This window comes from Microbispora corallina (assembly GCF_016863035.1).
Taxonomy (GTDB): domain Bacteria; phylum Actinomycetota; class Actinomycetes; order Streptosporangiales; family Streptosporangiaceae; genus Microbispora; species Microbispora corallina.
In genome coordinates this window covers 14,304-28,034 of record NZ_BOOC01000020.1, presented here as the reverse complement: position 1 = coordinate 28,034, position 13,731 = coordinate 14,304, and the positions used below count along the sequence as shown (strand labels likewise).

At 69.6% G+C, this 13,731-nt stretch carries 13 protein-coding genes; 9 read left to right on the top strand and 4 right to left on the bottom strand.

The features are described from left to right. Positions 1–14: 14 nt before the first annotated feature. Entirely contained in the window at positions 15–650 is a 636-nt protein-coding gene (locus Mco01_RS20680; protein ID WP_204058549.1) for a sigma factor, read from the bottom strand. A 248-nt stretch (positions 651–898) separates the two neighbouring features. Between Mco01_RS20680 and Mco01_RS20675 the strand changes: the two genes are divergently transcribed. The 6 genes from Mco01_RS20675 (at position 899) to Mco01_RS20650 (ending at position 6,378) form a co-directional block, all read left to right on the top strand. Beyond that, a complete protein-coding gene (locus Mco01_RS20675) occupies positions 899–1,618 on the top strand; it encodes an alpha/beta fold hydrolase (RefSeq protein ID WP_204058548.1) in 720 nt (239 codons plus the stop codon). Positions 1,619–1,796: 178 nt separating this feature from the next. Then, on the top strand, positions 1,797–3,020 hold the full coding sequence (locus Mco01_RS20670) for a low temperature requirement protein A (protein ID WP_239103771.1): 1,224 nt from the start codon (positions 1,797–1,799) through the stop codon (positions 3,018–3,020). A 49-nt stretch (positions 3,021–3,069) separates the two neighbouring features. Beyond that, positions 3,070–3,825: an SDR family oxidoreductase gene (locus Mco01_RS20665; RefSeq protein WP_204058546.1), complete on the top strand. Its 756-nt coding sequence runs from the start codon at positions 3,070–3,072 to the stop codon at positions 3,823–3,825. Positions 3,826–3,865: 40 nt separating this feature from the next. Further along, the gene (locus Mco01_RS20660; protein ID WP_204058545.1) at positions 3,866–4,303 is read left to right on the top strand and encodes a cupin domain-containing protein; all 438 of its coding nucleotides are present in this window, start codon (positions 3,866–3,868) and stop codon (positions 4,301–4,303) included. Between the two features lie 63 nt (positions 4,304–4,366). Further along, positions 4,367–4,597, top strand: a complete 231-nt coding sequence (locus tag Mco01_RS20655) for a hypothetical protein (protein WP_204058544.1) — start codon at positions 4,367–4,369, stop codon at positions 4,595–4,597. Between the two features lie 26 nt (positions 4,598–4,623). Then, positions 4,624–6,378 carry a ferritin-like domain-containing protein gene (locus tag Mco01_RS20650; protein WP_204058543.1) on the top strand — a complete coding sequence of 585 codons (1,755 nt, stop codon included), beginning with the start codon at positions 4,624–4,626 and terminating at the stop codon, positions 6,376–6,378. A gap of 11 nt (positions 6,379–6,389) precedes the next feature. Here Mco01_RS20650 and Mco01_RS20645 read toward each other — a convergent pair whose 3' ends face one another. After that, entirely contained in the window at positions 6,390–6,722 is a 333-nt protein-coding gene (locus Mco01_RS20645) for a cupin domain-containing protein (protein WP_204058542.1), read from the bottom strand. Positions 6,723–6,793: 71 nt separating this feature from the next. Here Mco01_RS20645 and Mco01_RS20640 point away from each other — a divergent pair, with 71 nt between their 5' ends. From Mco01_RS20640 to Mco01_RS20630, 3 genes are all read left to right on the top strand, one after another. Then, positions 6,794–7,744, top strand: coding sequence for a helix-turn-helix domain-containing protein (locus Mco01_RS20640; protein WP_204058541.1), 951 nt, complete (start codon positions 6,794–6,796; stop codon positions 7,742–7,744). A 257-nt stretch (positions 7,745–8,001) separates the two neighbouring features. Beyond that, complete coding sequence (locus Mco01_RS20635; protein WP_204058540.1) at positions 8,002–9,054, top strand: hypothetical protein; 1,053 nt, start codon at positions 8,002–8,004, stop codon at positions 9,052–9,054. Positions 9,055–9,723: 669 nt separating this feature from the next. Further along, entirely contained in the window at positions 9,724–10,218 is a 495-nt protein-coding gene (locus Mco01_RS20630; RefSeq protein ID WP_204058539.1) for a DinB family protein, read from the top strand. 766 nt (positions 10,219–10,984) lie between these two features. On the opposite strand, the gene Mco01_RS20625 is transcribed toward Mco01_RS20630, so the two are convergent. Next, positions 10,985–12,157 carry a hypothetical protein gene (locus Mco01_RS20625; RefSeq protein WP_204058538.1) on the bottom strand — a complete coding sequence of 391 codons (1,173 nt, stop codon included), beginning with the start codon at positions 12,155–12,157 and terminating at the stop codon, positions 10,985–10,987. A 240-nt stretch (positions 12,158–12,397) separates the two neighbouring features. Further along, the gene (locus Mco01_RS20620; protein ID WP_239103781.1) at positions 12,398–13,645 is read right to left on the bottom strand and encodes a calcium-binding protein; all 1,248 of its coding nucleotides are present in this window, start codon (positions 13,643–13,645) and stop codon (positions 12,398–12,400) included. Between the last annotated feature and the right edge of the window lie 86 nt (positions 13,646–13,731).

Here is a 13,731-nt window from a genome sequence, read left to right as displayed (position 1 = left end):
CGCGGCCTCGCTCCCTAGCCGATGACGTCGGCGGCGAGAAGTTCTTCCAGCTCGGCGAGGTCGCCGGTCTGCGCCGCGGCCAGGAACGTCCGCACGAGGCGCCGGTGCGCGGTGGTGTTCACCGGCTGACGTCGCTCCGTGGCCAGGCGCTCGTGGGCGCGCCGCGCGAGTTGCCGCGTGTGGCACGCACGCAGGTGAAGAATCTCGGAGATTCGCCGGTAGGGGTAGTCGAACGCCTTGCGGAGGAGATACACCGCCCGTTCGGCCGGCGTCAGCTTCTCCAGCAGCAGCCAGACCGCCACGTCGACCGCCTCCTGTCGTTCGGCCGCCGTGTCAGGGCCCGCGCCGTGGTCGGCCGCTTCGGGAAGCCAGAGACCGGCGGACGTCTCGCGACGCCTGCGGGCGGACTGGACGACGTTGACGGCCAGCCTGGTGGTGGTCAGGGCGAGGAACGCGGGCGGACTCAAGACGGCCGAGCGGTCGGTGCGCGCCCATCGGAGCCACGCCTCCTGCACCACGTCCTCGGCCTCGCCCCCGTCTCTCAGGACGCGGAGCGCGATCGCGAGGAGCCGGGGCCGGACAGGGACGAACGCCGCGGCGGCCGCCTCCAGCCCGCTTGCCGACCGGTCATCCGCCACGGAGACCGTCATGGTCGCCTCTCCGTCCGCGCACGCCGTCCATCTCGGCGATCTTCATCTCCGTCCACCCCCGTCAAGGTCTGTCCGTCACACGACTCGCCCGAGGCGAAACTCGGACACTCTTCGTCCGATTAACATACCCGGATAGGAAATGTCCGATTACCCACGGGCGTCGGAGCGGGGCCGAATAGTCGCTGCCTGGGGCCGGACGCGCACGCCAGACCGGATAGAAAGAGAGCTGACCGCGGAGAGGAACGATCATGAGCCGGCAGAATCCGACCGTCGTTCTCGTGCACGGCGCCTTCGCCGAATCCGCCGGCTGGAGCGGCGTCGTCGAACGATTGCAGGCGAACGACGTGCCGGTGGTCGCCGTCGCCAACCCGCTGCGCAGCCTGCCGGGCGACGCCGCCTATGTGCGCGACGTGCTCGCGAGTATCGGCACACCCGTCGTCCTCGCCGGTCACTCGTACGGCGGCATGGTGATCACCGAGGCCGCCGGCAGCGACACGGTGGCCGGCCTCGTCTACGTCTGCGCGTTCGCGCCGGACCAGGGTGAGTCCGCGTTCGCGCTGTCGACCAGACTCCCCGGGAGCACCCTGGGCGAGACCCTCACCGCCTACCCGGTCACCACCGGCGGCGTCGAGTTCGCCATCCGGCCGGACGCCTTCCCCCAGCAGTTCGCCGCCGACGTGCCGCCCGGCCTGGCCGCCGTGATGAGCGCGACCCAGCGCCCGGCCACGGAGATCGCTCTCGCCGGAGGGCTGCGGACGACCACGCCCGCGTGGAGATCCATCCCGTCGTGGTTCGTCTTCGGCGACGAGGACCTGTGCATCCCGGTCGCCGTGCACCGCTTCATGGCGGACCGGGCCGGCGCCAGGGGGGTACGGCAGGTGGCCGGCGCGTCCCACGCGATCAGCGTCTCCCGGCCCGACGCCGTGACGGCGTCGATCCTCGAGGCCGTGACCGCGGTCACGGCGTAACGAGGTCCCGCCCTGAGGTCCCCGGCGGCCACCGGGGGCCCTGGAGCCGATGACGATCCCGGCCCGGCGTTGTCACAGATCGCCATGCTGCCCTGTCTTTCTCACCGTGAGCAGCCGCGGGAGCGACGGGAGCCGAACCTTGCCACCAGCCAGCACGACACTGCGGATCCGCGTCCGGATGAGCGCGCGTTCCATCGACGAGCCGCACCGCGTCTCCAGCCAGCTGGAGCTCCTGTTCGACCTCACCTTCGTGGTCGCGGTCGCGGCCGTCACCGCCGAGCTCGCGCACGCGGTCGCCGACGGCCGGGGACTGGGCGAGCTGGTCCCGTTCCTCCAGGTGTTCTTCGCGATCTGGTGGGCGTGGATGAACTTCACGTGGTTCGCCTCGGCCTACGACACCGACGACGTCGCCTACCGGCTGCTGACCATGGTGCAGATGGCCGGTGTGCTGGTCCTCGCCGCCGGCGTTCCGGCCGCGACCGGTCACGGCGACTTCAGCGTCGTCACGGTGGGCTACCTCATCATGAGGATGGCGCTGGTCGCCCAGTGGGTGCGGGCCGGTGTCGACGACCCGGTGAGCCGGCGCACGGCCCTGCGCTACGCCGCCGGCATCACCGTCGTGCAGACCGGGTGGATGCTCCGCTTCCTCCTCGCGGGGACGGGCGTGCTGCCCTCCTGGTGCGAGCTGCCGTTCTTCCTCTGCCTGGACGTCATGGAGGTCGCGCTGCCCCGGTGGGCGGAACGGGTCAGACCCACCACCTGGCACCCGCACCACATCGCCGAGCGCTACGGCCTGTTCACGATCATCCTGCTCGGCGAGAGCGTCCTCGCGGCGAGCCGGGGCGTCGAGGGGGCGCTCGACGCGGACGGGATCACCTGGCCCTTCGTCGTCGTCTCCTTCTCCGGCCTCGTCCTGCTGTTCGCCCTCTGGTGGCTGTACTTCCTCGTCCAGGCCGGCGAGGGCCTGCGGGACCGCCGTCAACGCTCGTACCTGTGGGGGTACGGCCACTACGGCATCTTCGCCGCGCTGGCGGCCCTCGGCGCCGGGCTCGAGGTGGCGGTGACGCAGACCGGGCATCCGGTGGCGGCGTCGCCGGTGGCGCTCGGCTACTGGGTCGCCATCCCGGCCGGCGTGTTCCTCGCCCTGCTCTGGGCGGTGCACGCGCTCGTCGCCGAGGAGCCGGTCATCCATCCCGTCGCGGTTCTCAGCTGCGTCGTCGTCGTTGTGTCGCTGCCGCCCGCGACCGCCCGGGCCGGTGTCGCCACCGTGGTCGCGGGGATCTCGGCGGCCTGCGTGCTGCTGGTCGTCGTCACGATCGCGACCGCCGCCCGGCGGCGTGCCCGGCTCGGGGAGTGGAATTCCGGGACGGCTGTCACAAGCTCGGAGGCTGCCTTGTCTTAGCTGACGACCGGCCGCACCACGCGTGCCGGTGAAAAGGAAGGTGTGTGTCATGAAGTTCGTGGTGGTCGGCGGGACCGGACTGATCGGGTCGAAGCTGGTGGCCAGGCTGCGCGAGCACGGCCACGAGGCCCTCGCGGCGGCGCCCAACACCGGTGTGAACACCCTCACGGGGGAAGGGCTGGCCGAGGCGCTGGCGGGCGCGACGGTGGTCGTCGACGTGTCGAACTCCCCGTCCTACGAGGACGCCGCGGTGCTGGAGTTCTTCGAGACCGCCACCCGCAACCTGCTCGCGGCCGAGACGGCGGCCGGCGTCGGTCACCACGTCGCGCTGTCTATCGTGGGAACGGAGCGGCTGCCCGCGAACGGTTACTTCCGGGCGAAGGTCGTCCAGGAGAACCTGATCGAGAAGTCGTCGATCCCGTTCTCGATCGTGCACGCCACCCAGTTCTTCGAGTTCGTGAGGGGCATCGCCGACGAGGCCACGGAGGGCGGCACGGTCCGGATGGCGCCCGTGTTCTTCCAGCCCATGGCGGGCGACGACGTCGCCCAGGCGGTCGGCCGGGCCGCGATGGGGCCGCCGCTGAACGGTCACGTGGAGGTCGGCGGACCCGAGCGGTTCCGGATGGACGAGTTCTTCCGCGACGTGCTCGCCGGTTGGGGCGATCCTCGCGAGGTGGTCACCGACGAGCACGCGCGCTACTTCGGCAGCGAGCTGAGTGAGCGGTCGCTCGTGCCGGACGAGGGCGCGACCCTCGGCACGATCCGCTACCGCGACTGGGCCGACCGGGACGCCAACGGGAAGTAGCGCGTCCTCGCCCTTCGTCAGATCACGAAAGGTGCGTTCCATGCCCGACATCGACCCGGCGACCGGCCGGTCCACACCGAGATCGACCGCGTGGCGGACGGCGCTGACCGTGCTTCAGGAGGCCGAACCGCCCTTCGTCCCGGCGGGCGCCCACGCGATGACCGTGGTCATCGCGTATCCGCCCGGCGACCCCGGCACGCCGCCGCACCGGCACTCCGGCCCTGCGTTCGGCTACGTGCTGGAGGGCGAGATGCTGCTGGAGCTGGAGGGCGAGCCGGAGCGGGTCGTCCGCGCCGGGGAGGCGTTCTGGGAGCCGGGCGGCGACGTCATCCACTACCAGGACGGCAACAACCGCGACGACGTCCCGCTCCGCTTCACCGTCACCATGCTGTGCGAGCCGGGGACGCCGATGCTCACCCTGGTCGACGAGGACGAGCTCGCCCGGCGCGCGGACCGCCGGGCCCCCCGCCCGTCCTGACCGTCCCCATCACCACGGGCTGCCGACGCAGCCGTTCCACTCACGCCCACGTACGGAGGAAAGATGAGCGCGCCCAACGGCGAGAACGAGTTCCTGTACGAGCTCAAGGCCGAGGTCGAGGTCGAACTGACCCTGGCCGAGGCGAGCCGTCCGGAGGAGGCCGCCGATCTGCCGGTCACCGACTGGCTGTTCGACCCGGCGGACGCCGAGCGCGAGGAGATCGGCCTGCGGGGCCTGGTCAACGCGGTCGAAGTGCTGGAGAAGGACGTCCCGCTCGGCGACCACGGCGCATGATGCCCGAAGCACGAGAGCGAACCCAAATGAGACAGCCACAACCGGGGCAGACCTCCCGGATCGACACGCTTGACAGCCTTCGCGAGCACCTGCAGTGGGCGATCGAGCTGGAACACGCGACCCTGCCGCCGTACCTGTGCGCGCTGTACTCACTCGACCCGGAGCGCAACCCGGAGGCCGTCGACGTGGTGGGCAGCGTCTTCGCCGAGGAGATGCTGCACCTGGCGCTGGCCGCGAACCTGCTCAACGCCGTCGGCGGCCGTCCCCGTCTGGACACGCCGCGGATGCTGCCGCCGCATCCCCGGACCCTGCCCCACGGCGACCCCTCGCTGGAACTGTCGCTGGTTCCCTTCGGCGCGGAAGCCCTCGAGATGTTCCTGCGGATCGAGCAGCCGGCGCCGCCCGGCGCCGTGGCGGAGGGCGACGGCTACGCCACGATCGGGCAGTTCTACGACGCGATCGAACAAGGGCTGCGGCATCTGTGCGACCGGCTCGGCGAGCGGGAGGTCTTCAGCGGCGATCCGGCCCGCCAGGTGAACGCCGGCCACTTCCGGCACACCGCCGGACGGCTGATCGCGGTCGACGGCCTGGACTCCGCGCTGGCGGCGCTGGAGGAGATCGTCGAGCAGGGCGAGGGCACCGGACACGGCGACGTCTGGGACGGCGACCGGGACGTCTTCCACCCCGATCGGGACGAGGTCGCGCACTACTACCGGTTCCAGGAGCTCAAGGCCGGGCGGCGGTACCGGCGCGGCGACACCCCAGACTCCGGGCCCACCGGTGAGGCGATTTCCGTGGACCTCGCCGGCGTACGTCCGATGAGGCGCAACCCGCGCCTGACCGACCACGCGCCGGGCAGCGCGATCCGCACGGCCCAGGAGGAGTTCAACCACACCTACTGCGCCGTCCTGCACCTGCTCGAGCAGGCGTTCAACGGCAGCCCGCGGCTGCTCGCGGTCGCCACCGGCGCCATGTACGCGCTCAAGGCCCAGGCGCAGGCCTTGCTGCGGATGCCCGACGAAGGGGGCACGACAGCCGGCCCCACCTTCGAGTACGTCCCGCCCGAGCTGCGCCACTGGAGCAGGGGCGACCGGCAGCGGATCGTCGTCCTGCGCGACGGCCCGTACGTGGTGTACGGAGGCGTCCCCCTCCGGCGGAAGAAGAAGATCGTCTCCGCGGAGGGCAAGGCGCTGACGTGGCGGACCGGCGAACGGCTGGAGACCGAGGACACCTACGCCCTGTGCCGCTGCGGCCACTCGGGCTCCAAGCCGTTCTGTGACGGTACCCACGCGTTGATCGGGTTCGACGGAACGGAGACCGCGGACGTCCGGCCGTACGAGGAACTGCAGCACGTGCACGACGGAACGGGGATCTCGGCCCGGCGGGTGGGGGAACTGTGCGTCCACGCCGCCTTCTGCATCGCACGCACCAGGTCGATCGCCGAGATGCTCCCCGACACCGGCGACAGCGACGTGCGGTCCGACGTCATGGGCCGCATCGACCACTGCCCCTCCGGCTCCTACAGCTACGCCCTCGAACGTGGAGGCGACACGATCGAGCCCGATCTCCCGCAGGCCGTCTCGGTCCTGGAGGAGGAGGACGGGCTGGCCAGTGCGCTGTGGGTCACCGGTGGAGTGCCGGTCCTGCGGGCGGACGGCCGCCCGCTGGAGACCCGCGCCAGGATGACCCTGTGCCGCTGCGGCCATTCGGGAAACAAACCGCTGTGCGACGGAACCCACCGGCAGATCGGCTTCCACGAGGAGCCGGCGGACGGTCCGTGACCACGGGTGATCTAGCCGGTCGGATAGAAGAGGAACAGCGTGCAGCCCGTCGTCGTCTGCGGGACGTGCGAGGAGCCCGCGGCGGCGTGGATGAAGGTGCCGGCCGGGTAGTCACGGTCGCCGTCGTTGAAGAAGCCGGAGACCACGAAGACCTCCTCGGGACCCGGTTCGTGGACGTCGACCCCCTGCCAGCAGGTGTTCGCGTCCATCTCCAGCACGAAGGCCTTCGCGCCGTCGTCCCCGGCCCACAGCGGGCGCAGGCGGATGCCGGGGAAGACCTCGCGGACCGGGGCGTCCTGGACGGCCGACCACACGTAGGCGGGCGCGCTCTGTTCTGTCGTCATGAGACCAGCCTGGGGCGCCCACCGCCGCCTCGCCGAGTGTCAGGAAAGACATCACGCGGTACTTTCCTGCCATGCATCGCGTCGCGGCGCTCGTCCGCCCACCGCAGTCGACCTTCGAACTCGGCTGCCCGGCCCAGGTGTTCGGGATCGAGCGGCCGGGGCTCCCGATGCCGTACACCTTCGGTGTGTGCACCGAGCGTCCCGGCCCCGTCGCGACGTACGCCGGGTACGACATGCTCGTGACCGACGGGCTGGACGCGCTCGACCGGGCCGGCACGGTGATCGTCCCGGGCTGGCTGCCCGTCGAGGAACCACCGTCACCGGCCGTCGTCCGGGCGCTGCGCCGCGCGCACGCCCGTGGAGCGCGGGTGGTCAGCATCTGCTCCGGCGCCTTCGCGCTGGCGTACGCGGGCCTGCTGGACGGGCGACGGGCGACCACCCACTGGGCGCTGACCGGCGAGCTGGCCGCCCGCTTCCCGCGCGTCCACGTCGACCGGGACGTGCTGTACGTGGACCACGGTGACGTGGCCACCAGCGCCGGCGCCGGGGCCGGCCTCGACCTGTGCTTCCACCTGGTGCGCGGCGACCAGGGCGCCCGATACGCGGCGCACATCGCGCGGACCATGGTCATGCCGCCCCATCGCGAGGGCGGGCAGATGCAGTACTCGGCGCCGCCGCATCCCGCACAGATCGACGGGACGCTCGCACCGCTGATGGAGTGGATCACCGAGAGAATCGGCGAACCCCTGACCATCGAGAGCATGGCCGCCCACGCGGGCGTCTCGACGCGTACCCTCGCCCGGCGCTTCGCCGATCAGCTCGGCACGAGCCCGGGCCAGTGGCTGCTCGCCCAGCGGATCGCCACGGCCCGGGACCTGCTGGAGTCCTGCGACCTCCCATTGGACGCCGTCGCCCGCCGCGTCGGGCTTTCTTCGGCCACCAACCTCCGCAGGCGCTTCCTCACCACCCTCGGCACGACGCCGGGCGCCTACCGCCGGGCGTTCCGGGTGGGCCGCGACTGATGAGGTTCAGGTTTTCGTCACCATGAGTTCGTCGGGTTCCAGACCCAGGTGCGCGCCGGCCGCCTCCGCCGTCTGCGCGAGGAGCATGGCGTGGTCATGGGACCGCGTTCCGGCCGAGCAGGAGCATCCCGGCCGGCTTGCCCAGGATCGCGTCCATGAGACGGGGGTCCTGGGTACCAGGCTGAGTTCCATCTCCTGCCCTGCCGCATGCCAACTTTTCCCGTGAAAGGCGCGTCTCACCCTTTATGGGAGTGTTGTTGCGCGGTACCGCCGCAGCCGTCGCGTTCTTCGTCACTGCGGTGCCGGCCGCCGCCGACGCCGTCGCGCCGACCGGCCAGTGGAGTGTCGTCCATGCCGACCTCCGCGACTCCTACGACGCGGTGACGGTGACGCCGGGTGGGGCGGCCTGGGTCGCCGGGACGAGGCGCCGCGGAGCGGGCGGCACCGAGTCGCTGCTGCTGAAGGGCCGGACCACCTTCAAGCGTGTCACCGGGCCGGGCTTCCGGGTGAAACGGCTGACGTCGGCGTCCGACACCAGGGTCTGGGCGTTCGGCGCGTCGCGGTACGCCCGGTGGGACGGCAAGCGCTGGCAGGTCAAGCGGTGGCCCTACGGCCGGGTGGATCGTGCGTACTCCAGCGGCAGGAATCTGTGGGTCATCGAGAACGCGAACGCGTTCCCCGCGAACGGTGGCGCCGGGTGGAAGGCGCAGTCCACGCTGCGGCGCCTGGTCGGGTCGGTGTGGCGCAAGGTCAAGACGCCGATCGTGATCAAAGGACTCGACGGCGCGTGGGCGGCGGGCTCGGTGCGGGGCAGGGCGGCTCTGGCCCGCTGGACCGGCACGGCCTGGCGCGCGGTCGCACTTCCAGTGATTCCGTCCGCACACTCGGGCCAGATCTCAGAGCTGACGGATGTCGCGATCGACGGCGAGACCGGCCGCGTGATGGCCGTCGGCTGGGTCGCCTGGCCGTGCGGCGGTGCGAAGCACCCCTTCTGCGGTGAGACGTTCCTGCTGTCCGGCTACGTGGGCGGATGGAACGTCGAGGTCCGCGCTGAACTGGGCATCCAGCCGCGCGCCCAGGCGGAGCCCGACGGCAGAGGCGGAGCCTGGATCGTCTACGACGCCAAGGGCGGAGGCAGCGCGTATCTGCACATCGGCGTCGACAGTGTCGAGCCGGGCGCTTTCCCTGCTCCGTCGAACAAGAACGCGTCCGTCCGTGACCTCGCCATCCAGCCGGAGAGCGGTTCCGTCTGGGCGGTCGGCGCCGCACCTTCCGGCGGCAACGGTTCGATCTGGGCCTTCGTCCGCTGAGTCGACTGGGGGCCACTCGGACGGGAAAACACCAAGGCCCGTTTCCAAGTGATCCCTGGTCACGGGCCTTTCTACAGGCATCGAAGCCAGGCGACCAGTGGGTATCCGCCCCCACCCGGTAGCTCTATCCATCGATAACCCGCCTCGACCTGGGCACCGATGTTCCTGGTCTCTCCTTCTCCCCACAGGCATTCAGGGCGACCACCGATGTGGAGCATGCCGTCGCGACCAGTCCACGGCACCTCGGCTGGAAGCAGCATTGTCTGCCCGCCGTCTGGGGTGAACGAACCGCCACTGCCGTCGGCAACGAGCTGGGCATACCCCTCAGAGGTGATCAACGACACCTTTCCAATGGGCAGGTTCTGCGCCGCGACGCCTCCGATAAGCGCCGCGCCAACCACGATCGTGATGAGAAAGGCCGGACGAGTCGAAACTCGGCGTGTGAGTGAATGGGGTAATCGGCGAGGGAGCGACATGTCGGGGACTGTAGCTCTGATCTCTGCGCGGCGGGCACGCCTTCACCTGACCGATCTTCCCGTGCGCCCCGGCCCACCGCGGAGCGGCAGCGGGTCGGGGGCACGGATAGGGCTCGTCTCGCTTGAGCCGATGAACGCGTACCAACTCCATCCGGTCACCGCAATGGCACGACCCAGCCGTAAGGTTGCGACCATGCTCGAATCGCAACGCGAACGTGTGCCACTCAACGACGGCGGCGAGCTGGACACGGCACTTGCGTTTCTGTCGTTCGCCCGGTCCTGTGTGCTGAAAAAGGTCGACGGCGTGGACGAGGAGCAGTTGCGCCGGCGTCTGGTTGTGTCGGACACAACGCTGCTGGGGCTGGTTCAGCACCTGACCGACGCCGAACGCTACTGGTTCGGGTACACGCTGGCCGGTGATCCGCAGTACGCCGATGTCGGCTTCAGCATGCTGGTCGCGCCCGACCGGAGCGCGGATCAGGTCATCGCCGACTACCGGGCGGCTATCGCCGAGAGCGACGCGCACATCCGTGCCGCCGACGGCCTCGACGTCCGCACCTCGCACCCAGTGGCCGACGAGCCCCTCACGCTTCGCTGGGTGCTCGCCCACATGACCAGCGAAACCGTCCGGCACGCCGGGCACGCCGACATCCTGCGCGAACTCGTCGACGGCGTGACCGGCCGCTGATCTCGCCGGTCCTGGGGATCCTCATTGGGCTGCGAAATGCTCACCGTCTCTGAGGCCATGCAGGCGAGGGAAGCGGTCTGGGTCCTCAGCCCATGACGTTCAACATCCGCCGCCTATGTATGTCGTTGAAAGGATAGTCGGCCGCAGGATCAGCGATCATTTCGGGAGCGATCGCGGGGCATTCGCTGACGGCGGGCTGAAAAGCGCTGCCGGGGACGCTGGCCGACGCCGTCACCCGGCTGTGGCCGAGGAGTTGGTGACCGGGATGAGGGCAGGCGGAAGTTGGGCTTCGTGAAGGGCCGTACGCTCAAGCCGCCGATGTGGCGTTCCCGTCCACATCGTCGCGGCCCGTCTCGCCCACGCCGACCCGTCCATCACCCTCCGGGTCTACGCACGTGATCAACGAGCAACTCGTGAAGGCGGCGGACATCGTCGCCACACAGATCAAGGCCACTTAGGACGGCCCCTGTAGCAAAAAACCCCTCGCGTGATCGCGAGGGGCCTTTGAGCTGCGCGGCCGGGAGGACTCGAACCCCCAACCTTCTGATCCGTAGGGATGGGCAGATGGCTCGTCAGCGGCATCCTGGCCTGTTCAGGCGGTAGGTACGGTCCGGTGACGTGTGATCGTGAAGGCGGTGTTGCTGTACGGGCTGCTGTACAGCAGCCTCCCCGGATCCCACGCCTGCGCCTTGCCGTCGACTACTTCAAACGGGCGATGCGGAGCCGCGTTTCAGGATTGCGCTCCCCCGGGTTCGTCACACGCGGGTCAGGACTGGGTCATCCGCTGCCAACTGAACGGCCCGAACGCGTTGGCGCTCGCGGGGTGGTTCGCCTTGGTGTCAATGGTCAGTTTCAGCCACTCGAGCGGGAAGGTGCTGCCGTGCACCACCACCCGGTGGAAGTTCGGCACGTCGTATCCAGGGTGCGTCGACGCGACCGAGGTGCACGCCCCTGCCTCGCCGACACACGGGGCCGACGGAGACAGCGGGTTGTCGGACTTGTACACGTGGGAGTCGCCGTTCAACAACAAGACCGACTTCCCGAACTTCTCCGTGTGGAAGGCGATGCTCGCCACGAAGGGCTCGTACTCAGTCAGGTGTGCCGGAGTGTTACCGTCCAGGTCCCACATGTCGGCCTGCGTGAAGATCACGACACCCTTGGCGCCGTCTTCCTGAGCCTGAGAGAATGCCCGGTCAAGCCAGCGCAGGTCGGCGGCCGTGCGCTCGGCGATCTCCTCCTTCTGCGCGGCACTCTGCGTCGGAGCGCCGTACCAGACATCGGTGTCGTTGTTCGATCCGCCCGGGATGTTGAGCGTCACGAACTGGATGCCCTTCTGCTGCCACATCACGTTCTCGACGAACTTCGAATCCGTGGGGTGCGCCCGGTCATAGACCTGCGCCTGCGAGACCACGTGCTGTTTCCCGTTGCCGAGCGTCCTGCCGGGCTTCGAGAAGAAGATCGAGCGGATCAGGTCGAGGTTGGCGGCGGGATTGCCGCTGGCGTAATCGACCGGCTGGTGCGTGACCGGGTCGAGGACATAGCTGATCTGCTGCGTGGCCGAGCTGTACGTGCCGCCGCCCTCAGCTGCCTTGTGGCAGTCCGTCCACTCGTTGTCGCCGGGGGTGTAGACCAAAGGCTTCTGGTACTTCGCCCACAGGTTGAATACCGACTGATCATAGGCCTGCGTGCAGTACTGCTTGCCCGAGTGGATGTCGCCGACATGGGCGATGAGGCTGACCTGTGCGTCATCGTTGATCGACTTGACGAAGCCGGGTGTCGCCTGGAACTCGGCGGTGTCGGTGGGTGACGTCCCATACGGGGCATCTCCATAGACGGCGAGCGTGAAGACGTGACCATTGCTGGATTGGGCCATCGCGGGGGACACGGTGCCCAGCGTGAGGGCCGCGGCGGCTGCCGCCAGCGTCACGATTTTGTGCATGTGTGTCATGCTCCTCAAGGAGGTTTGTTTGACGGGCTAATCTTCTATGGCCCTGCTGTCCAGGGCATGACGAGAGCGTTATGCGGTGGTGTCGGGAGTCCTCAATGACTCGGCTGCGCGCTTTACGTTTCTACGTGGGTGTGATTCCGAGCCCCGAAGGTCGGCAATGGCGAAGGTGCGCCCGCGCGGGAATCGTAGGGCCGGCCAACCCGGCCGGCCCTACCGAGGAGTCGACCGCAATCAGGTCCCGAACGTCTCGCATCCGTTGCCGATGTTGGTGTTGTTGCCGCCGCCGGGCCGCGCGGTGTCCGCGCCGTCACCGCAGTCGATGCCGTCGTTGCCGCTTCCGGTCGTGATGGTGTCGCCGCCGCCGGCGGTGGTCACCGTGTTGTTGCCGTAGCCCGCGTCGACCGTGTCGTCGCCGTCGCCGGTGGTGATCTGGTCATTGCCCGAGCCGGACGCCACGGTGTTCGCGCCGGCGCCGGCCTTGACCACGTTGTTGCCGCTGCCCGCGTCGATCCAGTCGTTGCCGCCGGTCGTGGTGATCTTGTCGTTGCCGCTTCCCGTCATGACGCAGTCGCTGCCGCCGTTGCCGTTGACCGTGTCGTTGCCGCCCCGCCCGATGATCATGTCGTTGCCGCCGGTACCGGAGATCTGGTCGTTGCCGGTCGCGGCGACGATGACGTGCTGGATCACGATGCCGGCGCACGCGGTCGCGGGCACACCGTCCGCTCGGACGCCGACGCTCCCGGTCCGCTGGATGTCGCTCAGGCCGGTGACCCTGCCGTTGGCCGACGCCTCGGTATAGGCGGCCGATCCGCCCTGCACGACGGTGAGCGTGATCGGCAGGCCGTTCACGCTCACCGTGACGACCGCCTGCTCGCCGTCGACCGTCCTGATCGTACTGGTCTTCCCCGAGCCGGTGAGCTCGTAGGAGCCTCTCCCCAGCGCGATCGTCGCGCCGCTGCCAGCCAGCTGGAATTGCGCCGGTGCGGAGCCGGCGCCGACGTTCACCAGTACCCCTGTGGGGTTGTGGGCGTCGGAGACCGTCAGCGTGCGGCCACCCCGGCTCAAGATCCTGCCCGACGTGGCACCGCCCGCGAGCGCGTCGGAGAACGTCTCGTTGGCCGGGTCGCCCGCCTGCGAGGTACCCGGCGGGAACGTCACGTCCACGTCGTCGTTGACGCCGTCGTTGTCCCCGTCGAGGTCGACGACCGTGCAGTTGATCGTTCCGCTGCGCAGCGCGTGCCCGCCGTCGTTGTTGTCGTCGGACCAGAAGACGGGCTTGTGGCCGTCCACGCACTCTGCCTGCGGCGCGATCGCGAACCCCTCGTTGTTGAAGTTGGGCATCGATCCCGGGCGCTCGTACAGATGGGTGACGGCGAACTTCCCGCCGGCGTTGATGTCGAGCGTCGCGGTGCGGCCGGTGCAGGTGTCGTCGCACACCGCCCAGAGGTGGTTCGTCTCGGGCTCGAATTGGAGGTCCATCACGCTGGGGAACCCGCTCGCGATCGTGGCGACCCGGGTGAATCCACCGCCGGCCTGGTCGAGCGCGTAGGCGTAGATGGTGCCGT

What these genes read in the sequence shown, in the direction of transcription:
- Mco01_RS20680 (WP_204058549.1), bottom strand. Translation starts at nt 650, where the DNA reads ATGACGGTCTCCGTGGCGGATGACCGGTCGGCAAGCGGGCTGGAGGCG.
- Mco01_RS20675 (WP_204058548.1), top strand. Translation starts at nt 899, where the DNA reads ATGAGCCGGCAGAATCCGACCGTCGTTCTCGTGCACGGCGCCTTCGCC.
- Mco01_RS20670 (WP_239103771.1), top strand. Translation starts at nt 1,797, where the DNA reads ATGAGCGCGCGTTCCATCGACGAGCCGCACCGCGTCTCCAGCCAGCTG.
- Mco01_RS20665 (WP_204058546.1), top strand. Translation starts at nt 3,070, where the DNA reads ATGAAGTTCGTGGTGGTCGGCGGGACCGGACTGATCGGGTCGAAGCTG.
- Mco01_RS20660 (WP_204058545.1), top strand. Translation starts at nt 3,866, where the DNA reads ATGCCCGACATCGACCCGGCGACCGGCCGGTCCACACCGAGATCGACC.
- Mco01_RS20655 (WP_204058544.1), top strand. Translation starts at nt 4,367, where the DNA reads ATGAGCGCGCCCAACGGCGAGAACGAGTTCCTGTACGAGCTCAAGGCC.
- Mco01_RS20650 (WP_204058543.1), top strand. Translation starts at nt 4,624, where the DNA reads ATGAGACAGCCACAACCGGGGCAGACCTCCCGGATCGACACGCTTGAC.
- Mco01_RS20645 (WP_204058542.1), bottom strand. Translation starts at nt 6,722, where the DNA reads ATGACGACAGAACAGAGCGCGCCCGCCTACGTGTGGTCGGCCGTCCAG.
- Mco01_RS20640 (WP_204058541.1), top strand. Translation starts at nt 6,794, where the DNA reads ATGCATCGCGTCGCGGCGCTCGTCCGCCCACCGCAGTCGACCTTCGAA.
- Mco01_RS20630 (WP_204058539.1), top strand. Translation starts at nt 9,724, where the DNA reads ATGCTCGAATCGCAACGCGAACGTGTGCCACTCAACGACGGCGGCGAG.
- Mco01_RS20625 (WP_204058538.1), bottom strand. Translation starts at nt 12,157, where the DNA reads ATGCACAAAATCGTGACGCTGGCGGCAGCCGCCGCGGCCCTCACGCTG.
- Mco01_RS20620 (WP_239103781.1), bottom strand. Translation starts at nt 13,645, where the DNA reads ATGGACCTCCAATTCGAGCCCGAGACGAACCACCTCTGGGCGGTGTGC.